13 protein-coding genes and 1 riboswitch are annotated in these 16,226 nt (G+C 43.5%); of the genes, 9 read left to right on the top strand and 4 right to left on the bottom strand.

All coding sequences use genetic code 11. The annotated features are described in order from the left end of the window. Positions 1-256 precede the first annotated feature (256 nt). The 5 genes from I6E86_RS02080 to pnp all read left to right on the top strand — a co-directional run bounded on the left by I6E86_RS02080 (position 257) and on the right by pnp (position 4,672). Complete coding sequence (locus tag I6E86_RS02080; protein WP_197174849.1) at positions 257-781, top strand: type 1 glutamine amidotransferase domain-containing protein; 525 nt, start codon at positions 257-259, stop codon at positions 779-781. An 88-nt stretch (positions 782-869) separates the two neighbouring features. Continuing rightward, on the top strand, positions 870-1,022 hold the full coding sequence (locus I6E86_RS02075; protein ID WP_197174848.1) for a hypothetical protein: 153 nt from the start codon (positions 870-872) through the stop codon (positions 1,020-1,022). Between the two features lie 131 nt (positions 1,023-1,153). Further along, complete coding sequence (locus I6E86_RS02070; protein WP_197174847.1) at positions 1,154-1,330, top strand: hypothetical protein; 177 nt, start codon at positions 1,154-1,156, stop codon at positions 1,328-1,330. A gap of 318 nt (positions 1,331-1,648) precedes the next feature. Further along, the gene (rpsO, locus tag I6E86_RS02065; RefSeq protein ID WP_045443035.1) at positions 1,649-1,915 is read left to right on the top strand and encodes a 30S ribosomal protein S15; all 267 of its coding nucleotides are present in this window, start codon (positions 1,649-1,651) and stop codon (positions 1,913-1,915) included. Between the two features lie 654 nt (positions 1,916-2,569). Further along, a complete protein-coding gene (gene pnp / locus I6E86_RS02060; RefSeq protein ID WP_197174846.1) occupies positions 2,570-4,672 on the top strand; it encodes a polyribonucleotide nucleotidyltransferase in 2,103 nt (700 codons plus the stop codon). A gap of 126 nt (positions 4,673-4,798) precedes the next feature. Here pnp and I6E86_RS02055 read toward each other — a convergent pair whose 3' ends face one another. The 4 genes from I6E86_RS02055 to I6E86_RS02040 all read right to left on the bottom strand — a co-directional run bounded on the left by I6E86_RS02055 (position 4,799) and on the right by I6E86_RS02040 (position 8,526). Next, positions 4,799-5,362, bottom strand: coding sequence for a hypothetical protein (locus I6E86_RS02055; RefSeq protein ID WP_197174845.1), 564 nt, complete (start codon positions 5,360-5,362; stop codon positions 4,799-4,801). Positions 5,363-5,391: 29 nt separating this feature from the next. Then, positions 5,392-5,940 (bottom strand): hypothetical protein, encoded by a 549-nt coding sequence (locus I6E86_RS02050; protein ID WP_197174844.1) that lies wholly within the window; start codon positions 5,938-5,940, stop codon positions 5,392-5,394. Positions 5,941-6,060: 120 nt separating this feature from the next. Continuing rightward, positions 6,061-6,318, bottom strand: a complete 258-nt coding sequence (locus I6E86_RS02045) for a YheV family putative metal-binding protein (RefSeq protein WP_194363395.1) — start codon at positions 6,316-6,318, stop codon at positions 6,061-6,063. Further along, entirely contained in the window at positions 6,319-8,526 is a 2,208-nt protein-coding gene (locus I6E86_RS02040) for a M3 family metallopeptidase (protein WP_197174843.1), read from the bottom strand. A 525-nt stretch (positions 8,527-9,051) separates the two neighbouring features. On the opposite strand from I6E86_RS02040, the gene I6E86_RS02035 reads away from it, so the two are divergent. From I6E86_RS02035 to uca, 4 genes are all read left to right on the top strand, one after another. Continuing rightward, positions 9,052-10,164 carry a hypothetical protein gene (locus tag I6E86_RS02035; protein WP_197174842.1) on the top strand — a complete coding sequence of 371 codons (1,113 nt, stop codon included), beginning with the start codon at positions 9,052-9,054 and terminating at the stop codon, positions 10,162-10,164. Between the two features lie 530 nt (positions 10,165-10,694). Beyond that, a riboswitch (guanidine-I (ykkC/yxkD leader) is annotated at positions 10,695-10,808 on the top strand. A 45-nt stretch (positions 10,809-10,853) separates the two neighbouring features. Then, entirely contained in the window at positions 10,854-11,618 is a 765-nt protein-coding gene (locus I6E86_RS02030; protein WP_197174841.1) for an urea amidolyase associated protein UAAP1, read from the top strand. 198 nt (positions 11,619-11,816) lie between these two features. Beyond that, positions 11,817-12,497: an urea amidolyase associated protein UAAP2 gene (locus I6E86_RS02025; RefSeq protein WP_197174840.1), complete on the top strand. Its 681-nt coding sequence runs from the start codon at positions 11,817-11,819 to the stop codon at positions 12,495-12,497. A gap of 59 nt (positions 12,498-12,556) precedes the next feature. Next, the gene (gene uca, locus I6E86_RS02020; RefSeq protein WP_197174839.1) at positions 12,557-16,210 is read left to right on the top strand and encodes an urea carboxylase; all 3,654 of its coding nucleotides are present in this window, start codon (positions 12,557-12,559) and stop codon (positions 16,208-16,210) included. Positions 16,211-16,226 lie beyond the last annotated feature (16 nt).

Below are 16,226 nucleotides of genomic sequence, written 5' to 3'. Positions count from 1 at the left end.
CTATGGTGAAACCTGTTTTTTTTGTACATTAGATATGTCAGCTAGGGAAAGCGAGACGAAATAATTAATATAATAATGATAAGTAGTCTAATAAGAAAAACTCATAACAATAAAAAATTAGTATGGAATACGTCTAACAACGAATGTTTTAGTGCTCAACACTTAATAAAAATAAGAAGTATCAACAACAAGAAAAACACGTAAATCAACAATAAGTTGTTTATAAAAAACCACAAATATAAAGACAGGAAATACTATGAAGACCATCGCTTTCTTATTACATAACAACTTTGAACAAGCAGAATATGAAGAGGTCAACAATCAGCTGAAAGCTAAAGGCTACAAAACGCTTCTTATAACAACCAATAAAGAGAAAGAAGTGCAGGCCATGCAACAAGACGTCGACAAAGGTGATACGTTTACCGCTGACATCTTTGCAAGCGAGGCCAACGTTGATGATTATGATGCGTTGGTGCTACCAGGTGGCACTGTAAATGCGGATACGATCCGGGGTAACGAAGAAGCTCATAGTATTATCAATGCTATTAATAATGCAGGTAAGCCATTCGCTGTTATATGCCATGCTCCTTGGGCTCTTATTAATACAGGCATCGCTAAAGGCAAAACATTGACTGCTTATCCTACATTACAACTAGATTTAGAAAATGCTGGCGCAAATTATGTAGATAAAACAGTACAAGTTGACGGCAATCTAATAACCTCACGTAACCCAGACGATATTCCTAATTTCGTTGATGCAATCGATAAGGCTCTATCTTAATTGTTATTTCCACTTATTACATTAATTTATTAGATCATTAAATAACCATACATTTTAATCATTCATAATCATAACTAAGGAAAATACTATGTCAAATTCTAATCCAAACGATACTCAGCTTGAGCAACAACGTTCTGACTCAGCAACCGACGCTCTTAAAGATCAAGTTGAAAACAACCATGCTGAAGATAGCGAAGCTGCAGCAGATCGTATTGCAGAAAATACAGAAAACAATAAATAATATATTTAGCATGTCATCCATAATAGGATAATATGTATGTGTTTACGGTTTTTCATCTGAACATTAATTTTTATCTGAACATCGACAAGTATATAAATAGATGGTTCAAAAATAATAATTTAGGAGCTAGTATGAGTAATTCAACAGGCAATATGGATGAGCAAGAGAAAGAGATTGCAAAGCTTGCAGAAGAGATTAATCCTAGCGAACATAGTGTTCCGGATAGCTTAGCGGAAGTTACGACTGCGGCACCGCTTGAAGATGATGAACTAGGTGGCAATGCTACAGAAGATAGTATCAAAAAGTAAGTGTACCTTATGGTCACATCTGAAAAGTCTTTCCATAACGGTTGAAATTGACTTTACAACTATCATGAAAAACTGCTGCTAGTTCAGCAGTTTTTTGTTATAATTGCCCTCACATTTGGATTAAGTATCTGATAGATATATCAAGTTTACTTTTTTAAATGGCTGATATCCTTAACTGAGCTTGTCGTACAGTAGGTCAACTCTAGTAATGCAGGGTTGTCCTGAATGGCGTGCAGGTTATTTTATTTATTATTCTATTGCTTTAGAGCTGACTAAACCACAGTCTTTTTAAAGTTTTTAGCATTGCCGGAGTTTTTTATGTTAACTAATACCGATCGTGAACAAATCATTGCTCAATACCAACGTGGCGAAAATGACACTGGTTCTCCAGAAGTTCAAGTAGCACTATTGAGTGCTCGTATCAATGATTTGCAGAACCATTTCAAAGCACATAAAGCTGACCATCATAGCCGTCGCGGTCTTATCCGTATGGTTAACACGCGTCGCAAATTGCTTGATTACCTAAAAGGTAAAGATCTTGGTCGTTATACCACTCTTATCAGCCAGCTAGGTCTACGTCGTTAATCCAACGACAATAGTACGAGTGGATGCTAAGATACTAAATGTCATTTTATGGCATGGTTTCAGTATTTTCGCTAAGCCGCTTGGCACTTGGTTGTTAAAGATAAAATAGATTTTTTAAAACGGTGTGGAATAGTTTCACGCCGTTTTTTTATGCTTATTCGTTTTATAGCCTGAGTTTTTATAGCAATATTTTATCTCATAAAAATGATTGTCGATCGAACTAAGGGTATGGCCTAGTAATAATTGCGCGTTAGGCTTGATATTTATGATTGATAAACGCCTCGTTTGCCAATTAATTGGTCAATAGCCTCAAATCACTGTAAAATAATGCCTTGTGATTTTAATAGTACGTCTACGACATAAATGGCAGTCATTGATAAGATGGTTATTCATAAAGCAATGGTTTGCAAAACAATCATGCGAATGCAAAGCGCAAATGCACAACTTTCAAAATTATAGAAACGTATCTGATACGGTGTTTAGCACTGAAGTCTTTTGACTTAACATCCTTTTGATAGTATTTATAGTAAAGCTAAAATCGAATCACTAGATATATAGCAGTAAGATGCTAAACATATACAAAGAATTTTAATGACAGGTATCAGATTTTATAGCACTGGTATCATTTTCGTCAGTCAACATTAGGAAAAATACATGACAATGTTCAACACTATTAAACGTGAATTTCAATATGGTAATCAGCAGGTTGTTATCGAGACAGGCCGCGTAGCCCGTCAAGCAAACTCTATTTTGGTTCATATGGGCGGCGTTACCGTCCTAGTTGCTGCGGTCGTAAAATCTGAAGCCAAAGCTGGCCAGAACTTTTTTCCGCTAACCGTTAATTATCAAGAAAAAATGTATGCAGCTGGTAAAATTCCAGGTGCTTATGGCAAACGTGAAGGCCGTGCGAGCGAGTTTGAAACCCTAACCTCACGCCTCATTGACCGTCCGATTCGTCCACTGTTCCCTGAAGGCTATGTGAACGAAATCCAAATCACAGCGACGGTTGTATCATCGGATAAAACTCAATCAGCAGATATCGCAGCGCTAATCGGTGCTTCAGCAGCATTGGCTATCTCTGACGCACCTTTCAACGGTCCTGTTGCTGCTGCCCGTGTTGGTTTTATCAATGGTGAATACGTATTAAACCCCACGATTGAACAGCTTAAAGAGAGTGATCTTGATCTAGTCGTCGCTGGTACTAAATCTGCAGTATTGATGGTTGAATCTGAAGCGGCTGAGCTGTCAGAAGATCAAATGTTGGGTGCGGTATTATACGGTCATCAGCAACAACAAATCGTTATTGATAACATTGCCTCAATGGCAGAAGAAATCGGTACGGCTAAGCAGCAGTATTCTGCTCCTGAGCGTGATCAAGCGCTTACCAGCAGCATGAAAGAGCAGTTCGGCGCACAAGTGGCTGACGCTTACACCATTACAGACAAGCAAGAACGTTACACCAAGCTTGACGAAATCAAGCAGTCAATCATCGACGCACTTGCGGGTGATGCTGAGTCAGAAAGCTATGCGGATACCGTAACTGAGCTTAAAGAAATCTATAACGACCTTAAATACCGTACGGTTCGTGACAATATCTTGTCAGGCAAACCGCGTATCGATGGTCGTGATCTTGAGACAGTACGTGCGCTTGATGTACAGGTTGGCGTATTGCCATTCACGCACGGTTCAGCACTATTTACTCGTGGTGAGACGCAAGCACTAGTCACAACGACTTTGGGCAACAGCCGTGACGTCAACATGATTGATTCGCTAGGTGGCACTATTCGTGACCATTTCATGTTGCATTACAACTTCCCGCATTTCTCAGTTGGTGAAACGGGCCGTGAAGGTATTCCAAAACGTCGTGAAATCGGTCATGGTCGTCTAGCACGCCGCGGTGTACAAGCGATGCTACCAGACAGCGAACGCTTCCCGTATGTGATTCGTGTGGTCTCTGAGATTACTGAATCAAACGGTTCATCTTCTATGGCATCTGTCTGCGGTGCAAGTTTGGCATTGATGGATGCAGGTGTACCAATCAAAGCACCAGTTGCTGGTATTGCAATGGGTCTGGTCAAAGAAGGCGAGCGTTTCGCTGTCTTGTCTGACATCTTAGGTGATGAAGATCATCTTGGCGATATGGACTTTAAAGTGGCTGGTTCTAAAGACGGTATCACAGCCCTTCAGATGGATATCAAAATCGAAGGCATTACTCCTGATATCATGGAGCAAGCGCTTAAGCAAGCCCATGCTGGTCGTATCCATATCCTAGATGCAATGAACCAAGTACTGCCTGAGAGCCGTACTGAAATCAACGCTCATGCACCGAACTATGCTGTTATCGAGATCAACCCAGACAAGATTCGTGACGTTATCGGTAAAGGCGGCGCAACGATTCGTCAGCTAACCGAAGAAACTGGTGCCGTTATCGATATCGATGACGCAGGTACTATCCGTATCTTTGGTGAAAACAAAGCCGCGACCAAAGCCGCCATCGGCAAAATCGAAGCCTTGACTGCTGAAGTTGAAGTAGGCAAAACCTACGAAGGTACGGTTGCTCGTATCGTAGACTTTGGTGCATTTGTTAATGTGTTGCCAAACACGGATGGTCTAGTACATATTTCACAAATCGCAGAAGAGCGCGTAGAGAATGTATCAGACTATCTAAAAGAAGGCCAGATCGTTAAAGTCTTGGTTCAAGATGTTGACAACCGTGGTCGTATCAAGCTGACTATGAAAGGTGTTGAGCAGAACTAATACTCAATATTTGATGTAATTTACGTCATAAAAAACCGCCTTGAGATGCTCGTAATGAGTGTCCAAGGCGGTTTTTTTATGTGCTTAAAAAGATGGTGATTGGCTAGCCAAAAGCTAAAAGGCGATTTATAAAATAGTGTCTTTAGGCAAATGTATATCGATACGTAGCTTAGGTAAATCTTGTAAGTACTCAGTCAATAATGGCAGCGTATCAGTCTCCCAATCTAAAGCAAGTGTATTTGTTCCATCATTTTGATTGGGTGCGATATCACGTGGATTGCCTGAGATAAGTGGACGTGCAAGTAGTGCCACTCTGCGTATGCCTTGGTATCTTACCAATGGCATTATTTGCTGCTGTAAGTCTATCAAGGCAGCAATGAGCCAGCGTTTGCGAATAGGATGATAAGGGTGGTTTGATATGACAAGGTTGGCGATATAATTTGGCTGATTGCCGTTACTACTGATGCCCAAACCTGCTTGTTCACGGGTACGTTTATGAAGCAAACAGCTGCCAACACTCAAGCTACCATCACGGCACGCGCGATGGTAACGATGATAGTTATCAGGGAATAGCGCTTTGGCACGCGTCAGCACAGGGTCTAAGATGACACCAGCGTTGTTGACAGGGAAGACAAGCAGTTGGGCACTGCTATTCAAAATAGAGGCATGAGTGAGTTGCAGAGTTGCCATCATAAGCCCCTATATAAAAAACACTGCTTTTATTTTGACGCTGCGTCAGCCGCGCTATCTGCTTCTAACTGTGCGATTTGCTGTTCGAGCAGGGCGATTTGTTCCGCTTTCATATCAGTTAATTGTTGGTTCATTGCCAATTGTTCAGCTGCCAGTTTCTCTTGTTCGGCGAAACGTTTACGCTCATCCTCTAAACGATCGATCTCTTCTTTGGCTAGGCTTTCCGTTTTTGGTAAAGGCGCATTTAAGATAGCTTTAGGATTTGGCGTATCGATATTTTTGTCATCGACTATATCAATGCTTTCATCAGTGACAGCACTGTTGATCAGCAAGGTTTCAGGCTCATCATTCATGGTGGCATCATCCATCGCAGCTGCTTGAGCCGCTTCAGTTTGCTCAGCTATTGTTGGTGGATTACTGACAGGCAATACAGACTCTGGCTCAGGTTTTGGCCAAATGAAGTAAGCCGCAGCGATGAGCAGTAATATAAAAATCAGTATGCCCCAAACTCGTCGGCCTGCTTTCGCAGAGGCTTTAGAGGGCTTGGTTGCCAAAGGTCGCGTTTTTTTAGGGTTCATATTATGATCGTTTTAAGTCAAAAACATCAGTAGCCATACTATAGCAAACTCAAAATAAAAAGCCTATCTATTGATAGATAGGCCAGTAGCGATTAGGACTTGACGCGTAATATCAAATACTTAGGATTTAAACTTCACAGTACCGCTCGTGCCTGTGCTCATGGCATCACGTGCAAGTTGATCTTCGAGATGGTTTTTGGCGCTGATAGCATCTGGATCAGGACGATGCTCTGAATGTCCACACAGGGTACACTCGATATATTCATCAGGTTCTGGAGCCATAATATTCACCTGTACCACCGCATCTACTTCTTGGCACTTTGGACAGCGAACGCCTGCTAAAAACCGACGTTTGGGGCTGGATGACTGATAGCGCATTTAGATAACCTCGTGCGTCGTTTGGGCATTGGCAGCAGTGTTAAGCTTTGCATCAAGAAAGCCACTATGGCGTAATAAGGCATCAATACTGGCACTACGACCACGGAAGTTCTCGAAGTTAGTCTTGGCTGGGAAACTGCCACCAACCGACAGAATAGACTCGCGGAACTCTTTGCCCGTTGCTGGATTAAAGATACCGTCTTCTTCAAACTTACTAAACGCATCGGCAGATAGCAGCTCTGCCCATTTATAAGAGTAATAGCCAGCAGCATAGCCACCCGCGAAAATATGACTAAAGCCATTGGCAAAGCGGTTATAGTCAGGTGTCTGCATGACAGCGATATCGCTACGCACTGCATTTAGGGTGGCCAAAATACCGTTATAATCAAGCGCTGGCGTGTGAGCATGAATCAGTAAATCAAAAAGGGCGAACTCGATTTGGCGAAGCGTTTGCAGTCCGCTTTGGAAGTTTTTGACGGCCAATAGTGCATCAAGCTTTTCTTTAGGCAATGGCTCACCAGTGTCGACATGACTACTAATAAGTGCAATACCTTCGGCATCCCATGCCCAGTTTTCCATGAACTGGCTGGGCAGCTCAACCGCATCCCACTCAACACCGTTGACACCTGCGACATCGCCAACTGTCACTTGGGTCAATAAATGATGCAAGCCGTGACCAAACTCGTGGAACAACGTCAATACTTCATCATGTGTTAATAGGCTTGGCTTGCCCGCAAGTGCTGGCGTGAAATTGCCGACCATAAAGCAGACGGGTAGCTGTTTGTGGTTTTGTTCTTCATAGGTATAACGAGACTGAAAACCGCTCATCCAAGCGCCGCCACGCTTACCACTACGCGCAAATAAATCAAAGTAAAAGCCGCCAATCAGTTGATCGTCAGCATCAAACAGTTGATAAAAGCGTACGTCATTGTGCCAGCGAGAGGCAGAGTGAGCATCAGCATCAGCATCGAAATTGTCAAAGTCTTGCTCTTGTACTTTTATACCGTACAGGCGCTCGACAATGGCAAACAAGCCATTGATTACTGTCGGTAGTGGAAAGTAAGGACGAATCTCCTCTTGCGATAAGCTAAATTCGCTCTGCTTCACCTTTTCAGCGATATAGGCACTGTCCCACGGTTGTAGCTCATCAATCCCGTAATCCTGCGCGTACTTTTGTAACTGTGCCAAATCTGCCTTAGCTGCTGGTGTGGCTTGCACAGCCAAATCACGTAAGAATGCTTCAACCTCGATCACGTTGTCTGCCATTTTGGTCGATAGTGATACTTCAGCATAATTATCAAATCCCAATAGCTTGGCTTTTTGTTCACGCAACGTGAGAATTTGACTCATGATATCGGCGTTGTTCAGTGATTCGCCTTTGGCATTGGTATGCGTATCAAATTCAGAAGCACGCGTGACGTAAGCGCGGTACATAGTCTCACGCAAATCACGATCATCAGCATGAGTCGTTATAGCGAGATAGACAGGAATGTTTAGACTGGCCACATAGTAAGGAGTAGGAAGGGCATCTACATCCGTCTGGCTAAGCGTGCCGCTGGCAAGCTCACGTGACTTGTACTGCTCGCCTGCATCTGCCAATAATGCCAAACCGCTCTCTGTTAGTCCCTTCAACTGTGACTGCTCTAAAGGCAGTGCAAACGCTTGTGTTGCATCTAAGATATGATCTGAGAAGGTTGCTGATAAGGTGGATAGTTTGCTTTGAATGGCAGCAAATGTCTCTTGCTCAGCTTTAGGTAATGCGACCCCTGATAGCTCAAAACTACGTAATGCGAGCTCAATCGCACGCGCACGGGCAGGCTCAAGTGAGTCAAAGAATGCTGTGTCACTGACAATCGTTTGATAACGGCTAAATAATGGCTGATGTTGTCCAACTCGCGTGCCATAAGTGGACAGTTTAGGTAGCAGCTCATGATGCACATGACGGATCTCATCGTTACTCATCACGCCATTGAGGTGCGACAAAATACCCCAGCTACGATCTAGTGCCAAATTGATATGATCAAATCGCATCACATCTGCTAGCGCTTGTTCGGCGCTTATTTTTGCAGCGTTATCGCTTTCTATCACTGTCAATGTGTCTAAGAAAGTATTGGCAGCATCAATGGCGTCAATAACTTGGCTTTGTAGTGTGCTTGGCGCAGTATCGGCAAAGTCGACAAGGCGCAAATCTGGAGAGGTAAGTGTCATAAAGGTATCCGATATTGATGAGTTATTATGGAGAAAATCTAGTGTTACATTATTTTGGTCACTGCTGACATATACGGCGCATTATGATGCGAGTGGGTGACGTTTTATAGTTAAGTTATATAAAAGATGGGTTCATTTAGTGAAAATACAACCTGAGTGCTCATAAACTGACCATGAAAGCTCAGGATATTGACACATGCGTGCTTTGGTTGAGATAGCCTATATATTGAACAATGCAGTGTGCTCTACTTACAAAGCGCTATCATTTGCTTGCAAATTCACCCTATAGCCAGTAAGGAGTAACTGTTAGCATCAGTATGAAGGAATAGAAATATTGCCCGTTTATAGGGTATATTCATAGTATATAGATGGAAAACGACTGATAAAAGAAAAGCATGGTTGATTGTCTACAAGCGATCTACTAACGCCAATGCCAGTAAGCTGTAGAGCAAGAGGCTCTAATGCTGTGTTGGTGAAAATCCGTGTAACATCGAAAGTAAATGATAATAAAACAAGGAGCAGTATATGAAAGCGACTCTTAAAAGTTTACGTGAAACCAAAGCCAATCCAGCGGTCAGTATCTTTGTTAAGACACATCGAGCGCATCCAGCCAATGAGCAAGATCCAATCGCTCTAAAAAATCAGCTAAAAGTCGTCGAAGATCGCTTAACCAAAGAATATGATAAGAGTACAGCGACAACTATCTTAGACAAGATTCATGCTAAGACCAGCGAGTTAAACCATAATTATAATCTTGATACCTTAGCCATATTTGCCAGTACTGATGATGCACAAGTGATCCGTATGCCAATCGATACCACAGAGCGTGTGGTGATTTCGGACAGTTTTGCCACGCGTGACCTAGTTCGTGATATGGCAAGTGCCGTTCACTACTATACAGTCGTGCTGACCCGTGATAAGGCTCGCTTGATTGAAGCATCAAATGATCGTGTCATCAGAGAGTTTGATAAAGATGACGATGCACAAAACAACATGGAAAATATTCAGTTCCCTGTTGAGAATAATGGGTTATATACAACAGGTGACGGCGGTTCAGATCGCTCATCGAATAATGAGAGCAGCCATCTAAAAGAATACTTTAACCAAGTCGATAAAAGCGTACAAGAGCTGTGGGGCGACCATAAAATGCCACTTGTGATTGTGGGTGATGCCAAAAATATAGGTTACTACAAAGAAGTCTGTGATCGTCCAGACAATATCATTGCCACGGTATCAAACGCCACCAATCTAGAGGATGGTAGTGCACAGCATATCGTCGATAGTGTACAAGAATCTGTAGAAGGATATCGTACGTCATTGCATCATGCTGCTTTGGGCGAGATTGACAAAGCCCGCGGTGCCAATATGTTACAGACGGATTTGCAGGAAGTATATCGCAGCGCATTCCAAGGTGCTGGCGAGACCCTCTATGTACGCCGTGGCTATATACAATCTGCCAAAATTGATGAAAAAGCACAAACATTAAGTCTTGCAGATGACGTCACTGCAGAAGGGGTAACTGATGATGCCATTGGTGAAATTATCGAGCACGTCATTCATAATGGCGGCGAGGCCGTGTTTATGCCACAAGATATTATGGGTGAAGATCAACCGATTGCCTTAGTCACTCGTTACTAATTTAACAGTGACTGCTATTAGCGATTTTCATTTATAAATGAGTCATTAATAGTGGGTAGTTTTGACATGAGAGCACTGGTTAAATATGAACCAGTGCTCTTTTTTTTGTATGAAAATACTTGTATTAATAGAGATTAAGCCATCTTTTATTAATTTTGAACGGTACAGAGTAGGGCAGTCGTTATCATTGTGGTGCACCATGTTCTACTATAGTGCATTTTTAAATTTGGCAATTAGTCTCTCTAAAGTTTGTTGGGATAACTATTTTGAATACTGTGAGCTTTGGATTTTAAGGTAGTGTTAGTAATATAAATATTGCGTACATCTTATATATATCAGTTGATTGAAGGAATTATTAGTATGATTTTTTAAAGATTAATTCAGCCAGTATTATTGATTTTTTGCTGAGTAGATTTTCTTTTTAAGTAAACATAATCGATAAATTAGGCATTGTAAATCTTAGCTGGCACAAGGCTTGCATCGTTGTTAGTACACGGTTAACTACCGTATATCATCAATCTAAGAGCTAAAAAAATGCCGTCTAGGGTTCCGATATAGTAGAGGAAAGTTTTCTAAAACTATATGACTGGTCCGAGAGATGGCGGTTCGAAAGAACTACACGGAGGGATAAAAGCCCGGGAGACTCTAAGTGACACTGATCACTTAAGCTCATAACTGTGGAGTTTTTTATGTCATCCGTTTCAATCACTACTTCCGATAGCTTGTATTCAGATTGCTTCACCACGCCTCTACCAGGTGGCCATCATTGGTGCGGACGTATTAATAAGAATACTGTATTAACGCTCAAATCACTGGCAGCCAATGCCAATGCTAGCCTATATGTGGTCAATGCTGATGAGAAGCTTGAACGCTTCAACATGCCAGACAGTCTAAAAGCACAACACACACTATACCTGTCTGAAGGTCACGTACTCTACTCCGATATGGGCCGAGTGCTTGCTTCTATTATTAGTGATGACCATGGCTGGAACGATGCGATTTGTGGCCCTAGCACCGCTGCTATGATTAGCTCACAATATGGCAAAAAAACCTTCCAAGATGCTCGTAATGAGCGCTATCAAAACGGTCTTGACGGACTATTAACAGAAATGTCGAAGTTTGCGCTAAATGAGCGTGACCTTACGGCAACGGTCAATCTGTTCTCCAAAGTCACCCCCGATCTACAAGGGCAGCTGTCCTATATCGCTGCTGACAACACCAACCAAGCTATCACCCTACGGTTTGAGATGAATTGCTTAGTATTCATCTGTAACGCCCCGCACCCACTTGATCCATCAGACATCTATGATCCAGCTGATATTGAGCTAACCATTCAGCAGGCAGCGCCTATAGTGCCAAAGGCAGATTTTGATATTTGCCGTGACTCTTGCTCGCAAAACCAACGCGGGTTTGAGAACAATGCACACTATTTTGGCGACTATACGAATGCCTAACAATCGGCAGTGTTCGATAGGCGAAAGCAGCTATTAAGTGCTTATCAATTAAGTGGTATTAAGTAATGATCAAGTGGTTATCAAATTCTAATTTTTGACTGGTAAAACGATTTTATAGGTTCGCGAGCACCGTACCTACGTCTATAACGCTCACAACCAGTCATAGCAATCATTTACAGCAATTAAGAGAGCAGACTCATGACAATTAATGATGATACTAAAAATAAAGCTATTCAAAATGTAGATTTAATCAATTCCAAAACTATCAAGCTGCGTGAGGTTTGTGCTGCTGGAGAGGGGTGGATGACCGAGGTTAAGAAAAACCAGACCTTGCGCATTATAGATACTGAAGGCAATCAGGCAGTCGATACGCTGTTTATAAGCTGTACTGATACGGCTGAACGTTATAGTGCCACGGATACCTTGGCACAAAATCAAAAGCTGTTTTTAGAGATGGGTAGTCAGCTATTCACTAATAGAGGGCAAGTCATTGCCACTATCACAGATGACACTTGCGGTCGTCACGATACGTTGGGCGGTGCATGCTCATGTGAGAGTAATACCGTGCGTTACGCTCATGATACTTATCCCATGCATAGCTGCCGAAACAACTTTATGCATACTCTAGCAACGCATCCCATTGCTCAAAAATATGATCTGAACCTACGTCATGTCGGACCAAACATCAATTTCTTTATGAACGTGCCTATTACGCCTGATGGTAGTTTAGCGTTTGATGATGGTATCTCAGCCCCTGGCAAATACGTCGATATCACCGCTCAAATGGATATGATTGTCCTGATATCCAATTGTCCTCAGCTCAACAATCCCTGCAACGGCTATAACCCCACGCCCATTGAGCTTGTGATTTATGAGTAAGTAAGCGATTTTCGAACAAGACGATACTGCCTATTAATGAGAATGCTGAGGAAGTTGTGATGTTTAAAAAAGTATTGATTGCCAATCGCGGTGCTATTGCTTGCCGAATTATACGTACCTTAAAGCAAATGGGTGTCGGCTCAGTCGTTGTCTATACCGATGTAGATCGAGGCTCACTACATGTCAGTCAAGCTGATGAAGCCATCAACATCGGCTCGGGTCCTGCCAGTGATAGCTATCTAAATATGGATAAAGTATTGCAAGCAGCGATTGATTCAGGCGCAGAAGCGATTCATCCTGGCTATGGGTTTTTGTCAGAAAACGCTGCATTCTTTGACCGCTGTAGTGATGCTGGAATCGCTTTTATTGGGCCAACCTCTGAGCAGCTGCTGAGCTTTGGGCTCAAGCATACGGCTCGTAAGCTCGCCATTGACAGCCAAGTGCCATTGTTACCCGGTAGCGAACTGCTACAAGATGTGGACGAAGCATTACGTGAGGCCAAACGTATTGGCTATCCTGTCATGCTGAAAAGCACTGCAGGCGGCGGCGGTATCGGCATGCGTCTGGTATGGAATGAGGTCGAACTAAAGGATGCTTATGAGTCTGTGCATCATTTGGCACAAAGCAACTTCAGTGATGCTGGGCTATATCTCGAAAAATTTGTAGAGCATGCTCGCCATATCGAAGTGCAAGTATTTGGTGACGGGGCAGGTAATATCATCACCTTAGGAGAGCGTGACTGTTCTATTCAGCGTCGTAATCAAAAAGTGATTGAAGAAACGCCAGCGCCCTTACTATCAGATGCACAAAGACAAAACCTACAAGAGGTAGCGACTAAGTTGATGCAACAAGTCAACTATCGCTCTGCTGGTACCGTTGAGTTTGTGATGGATGTGTCGACGCAAGACTTCTATTTCTTGGAGGTAAACACACGCTTGCAAGTTGAACATGGCGTCACAGAAGAAATCTATCACGTGGACCTAGTACGCTGGATGATTGAGCTGGCTGCAGGCGAGTTCGTATTGCCAGAGTTGCCACTGCACGCATCAGGACATTCGATTCAGGTGCGTCTGTATGCCGAAGACCCTGTCAAAAGATTTCAACCAAGCACGGGGATTTTAACGGATGCTTATTTTGACCCAGCCGCTCGTGTCGAGACTTGGATAGAAACGGGCAGTGAGATATCAGCCTTTTATGACCCGATGCTAGCAAAAATCATCGTTACGGCACCTGACCGCAAGCAAGCACTGGAGAAAATGAGCCAAAGTTTGGCCATGTCACGTATGGCAGGTCTTGAAACCAATCTTGAGTATTTGCAGCAGATAGTGTCCTCAGAGATATTTTATCAAGGTGAGCAGACTACAAGGTTTTTGAACACTTTTACATGGCTCAGTCAAAAAATTGAAGTGTTGCAGTCGGGCGTACAGACGGCTGTACAAGATGTACTTGGTCGAGAAGGCTACTGGGATGTGGGTGTACCACCATCAGGTGCGATAGATGGTCTGAGTCTCAATACTGGTAATCAGCTGTTGGGTAACCCATTTAACACTGCAGGTCTTGAGTGCGTGGTTACTGGACCGACTTTATTGTTCCATTGCGACAGTCAGATTGCTATTACTGGCGGTAACATGGCCTGTACCTTGGATGGTGCAGAGCAACCAATGTGGCAGACCATCACGGTACGTAAAGGCCAAAAACTCATTTGTGGCAATATCACCTCAGGCTGCCGAAGCTATATCGCTATCAAAGGTGGCATAGATGTCCCTGAGTATCTAGGCAGCCAAGCAACCTTTAGTTTAGGTCAGTTTGGTGGTCATGCTGGTCGTAACTTACTTATCGGCGACATGCTACCCGTTGTACAGTGCGATACGTCCATTGCTACTAAAGCCTTACCTGCTGTACAGCAACCAACGTTTGATGGACTATGGCAAATCGCAGTCATGTATGGACCACATGGCGCGCCAGATTTCTTTACGAATGCTGATGTGACGCAGTTCTTTGAACATGAATGGGACGTTCATCATAACTCTAGCCGTACTGGTATCCGTCTGGTCGGACCTAAACCTGAATGGGCGCGTGAAGATGGCGGTGAGGCAGGGCTACATCCCTCAAATATCCACGATAATGCTTATGCTGTTGGTGCGATTGACTTCACAGGGGACATGCCGATCATTTTAGGGCCTGATGGACCAAGCCTCGGTGGCTTTGTCTGCTTGAGCGTCATTGTCGCAGGTGAGCGCTGGAAAATGGGACAGCTCAAGGCAGGTGATCGAGTGCAGTTTGTCCCTGTCAGCTACGATCAAGCAGCACAATTACATCAGTGCTACGATGACATGCTACGCGCTGATGACTGTCATTTGGTTGATTACAGTTTGCCCATTCATACAGAAAACGCGACTTTGCAGACAGCCATATTAGACACTTTACCCATCAATAACGACCAGCCAAAAGTGGTATATCGCCCTGCTGGAGATAGCTATATATTGATTGAGTACGGCGAGCAGGTGCTTGATTTGCAATTGCGCTTCCGCGTTCAGGCATTGGTGGAGTGCCTACAAGCACAGCATATCGATGCCATCATTGATATGACGCCAGGTATTCGCTCGTTATTAGTGCATTACCATTCATTGAAATTGCCACAGGCAGCACTGCTGGCAATTCTCAAGCAAGCAGAAAGTGCATTGCCCGATATTAAGCACATGCAAGTGCCGTCCAGAATTGTTCATTTACCAATGGCGTGGGCTGACTCTCAGACTAAGCTAGCAACGGAGAAGTATCAGCAACTTGTCTATCCTGACGCACCTTGGTGCCCCGATAATATCGAGTTTATCAGACGTATCAACGGCTTGGCCTCTGCCCAAGCGGTCAAAGATATTGTCTATGATGCCAGCTATTTGGTTATGGGACTTGGTGATGTCTATTTGGGTGCGCCTGTTGCCACACCGCTTGATCCCAGACATCGTTTGGTCACCACCAAATACAATCCTGCCAGAACATGGACGCCAGAGAACGCTGTGGGTATCGGCGGCGCTTACATGTGCATCTACGGTATGGAAGGCCCAGGTGGCTATCAGTTCGTCGGTAGGACGCTACAAATCTGGAACCGCTATCGCTCGCATCCAAGCTTTGAAGCCGAAAAACCATGGTTACTACGATTCTTTGATCAAATTCGTTTTTATGAAGTCAGTGAAGAAGAACTGTTATCGATGCGAACTGCCTTTAAGGCAGGTGAGCTCTCGATTGAGGTTGAGGATAGTGTGTTAAACCTCGCTGAGTATTACGAGATGTTGCATGAAAACAAGGACAGTATTCAGACGTTCAAAGATCAGCAGCAAGCCAACTTTGATGCAGAGCGACAACGCTGGAAGCAGCAAGGACTTGACCAGTATGTTGGCGAAGATATTGATGCGGTAGAAGTGTCATCAGAGGTCTCTGTACCTGAGGGCGGTGTAGTCGTCAAAGCTCATATGATGGGCAGTGTCTGGAAGATTTCTTGCGCGGTAGGTGATGTGGTCGATGAGGGGCAGACATTAGCAATCATAGAAGCCATGAAAATTGAGATACCAATTGTCTCACCCGTTGCGATGCAGGTCGTGAGTATTGAGATTGAAATTGGCACCACGGTGAAACCCGAGCAGCCTGTATTTGTACTTGCACCTATTACTGCTCGCGAGACATTGGTGACAGACGCAGACGCACACGAAGAAAGCTGATGTCGTACGGACTCAT

The organism is Psychrobacter sp. SWN149, from assembly GCF_015864565.1.
Taxonomy (GTDB): domain Bacteria; phylum Pseudomonadota; class Gammaproteobacteria; order Pseudomonadales; family Moraxellaceae; genus Psychrobacter.
This window is presented reverse-complemented; position numbering and strand designations above follow the sequence as displayed.

Bases quoted from the DNA above. Each gene is read 5' to 3' on its own strand.
- I6E86_RS02080 (WP_197174849.1), top strand. From the start codon at position 257: ATGAAGACCATCGCTTTCTTATTACATAACAACTTTGAACAAGCAGAA.
- I6E86_RS02045 (WP_194363395.1), bottom strand. From the start codon at position 6,318: ATGCGCTATCAGTCATCCAGCCCCAAACGTCGGTTTTTAGCAGGCGTT.
- rpsO (WP_045443035.1), top strand. From the start codon at position 1,649: ATGTTAACTAATACCGATCGTGAACAAATCATTGCTCAATACCAACGT.
- uca (WP_197174839.1), top strand. From the start codon at position 12,557: ATGTTTAAAAAAGTATTGATTGCCAATCGCGGTGCTATTGCTTGCCGA.
- I6E86_RS02025 (WP_197174840.1), top strand. From the start codon at position 11,817: ATGACAATTAATGATGATACTAAAAATAAAGCTATTCAAAATGTAGAT.
- I6E86_RS02055 (WP_197174845.1), bottom strand. From the start codon at position 5,362: ATGGCAACTCTGCAACTCACTCATGCCTCTATTTTGAATAGCAGTGCC.
- I6E86_RS02035 (WP_197174842.1), top strand. From the start codon at position 9,052: ATGAAAGCGACTCTTAAAAGTTTACGTGAAACCAAAGCCAATCCAGCG.
- I6E86_RS02050 (WP_197174844.1), bottom strand. From the start codon at position 5,940: ATGAACCCTAAAAAAACGCGACCTTTGGCAACCAAGCCCTCTAAAGCC.
- I6E86_RS02030 (WP_197174841.1), top strand. From the start codon at position 10,854: ATGTCATCCGTTTCAATCACTACTTCCGATAGCTTGTATTCAGATTGC.
- I6E86_RS02075 (WP_197174848.1), top strand. From the start codon at position 870: ATGTCAAATTCTAATCCAAACGATACTCAGCTTGAGCAACAACGTTCT.
- I6E86_RS02040 (WP_197174843.1), bottom strand. From the start codon at position 8,526: ATGACACTTACCTCTCCAGATTTGCGCCTTGTCGACTTTGCCGATACT.
- pnp (WP_197174846.1), top strand. From the start codon at position 2,570: ATGACAATGTTCAACACTATTAAACGTGAATTTCAATATGGTAATCAG.
- I6E86_RS02070 (WP_197174847.1), top strand. From the start codon at position 1,154: ATGAGTAATTCAACAGGCAATATGGATGAGCAAGAGAAAGAGATTGCA.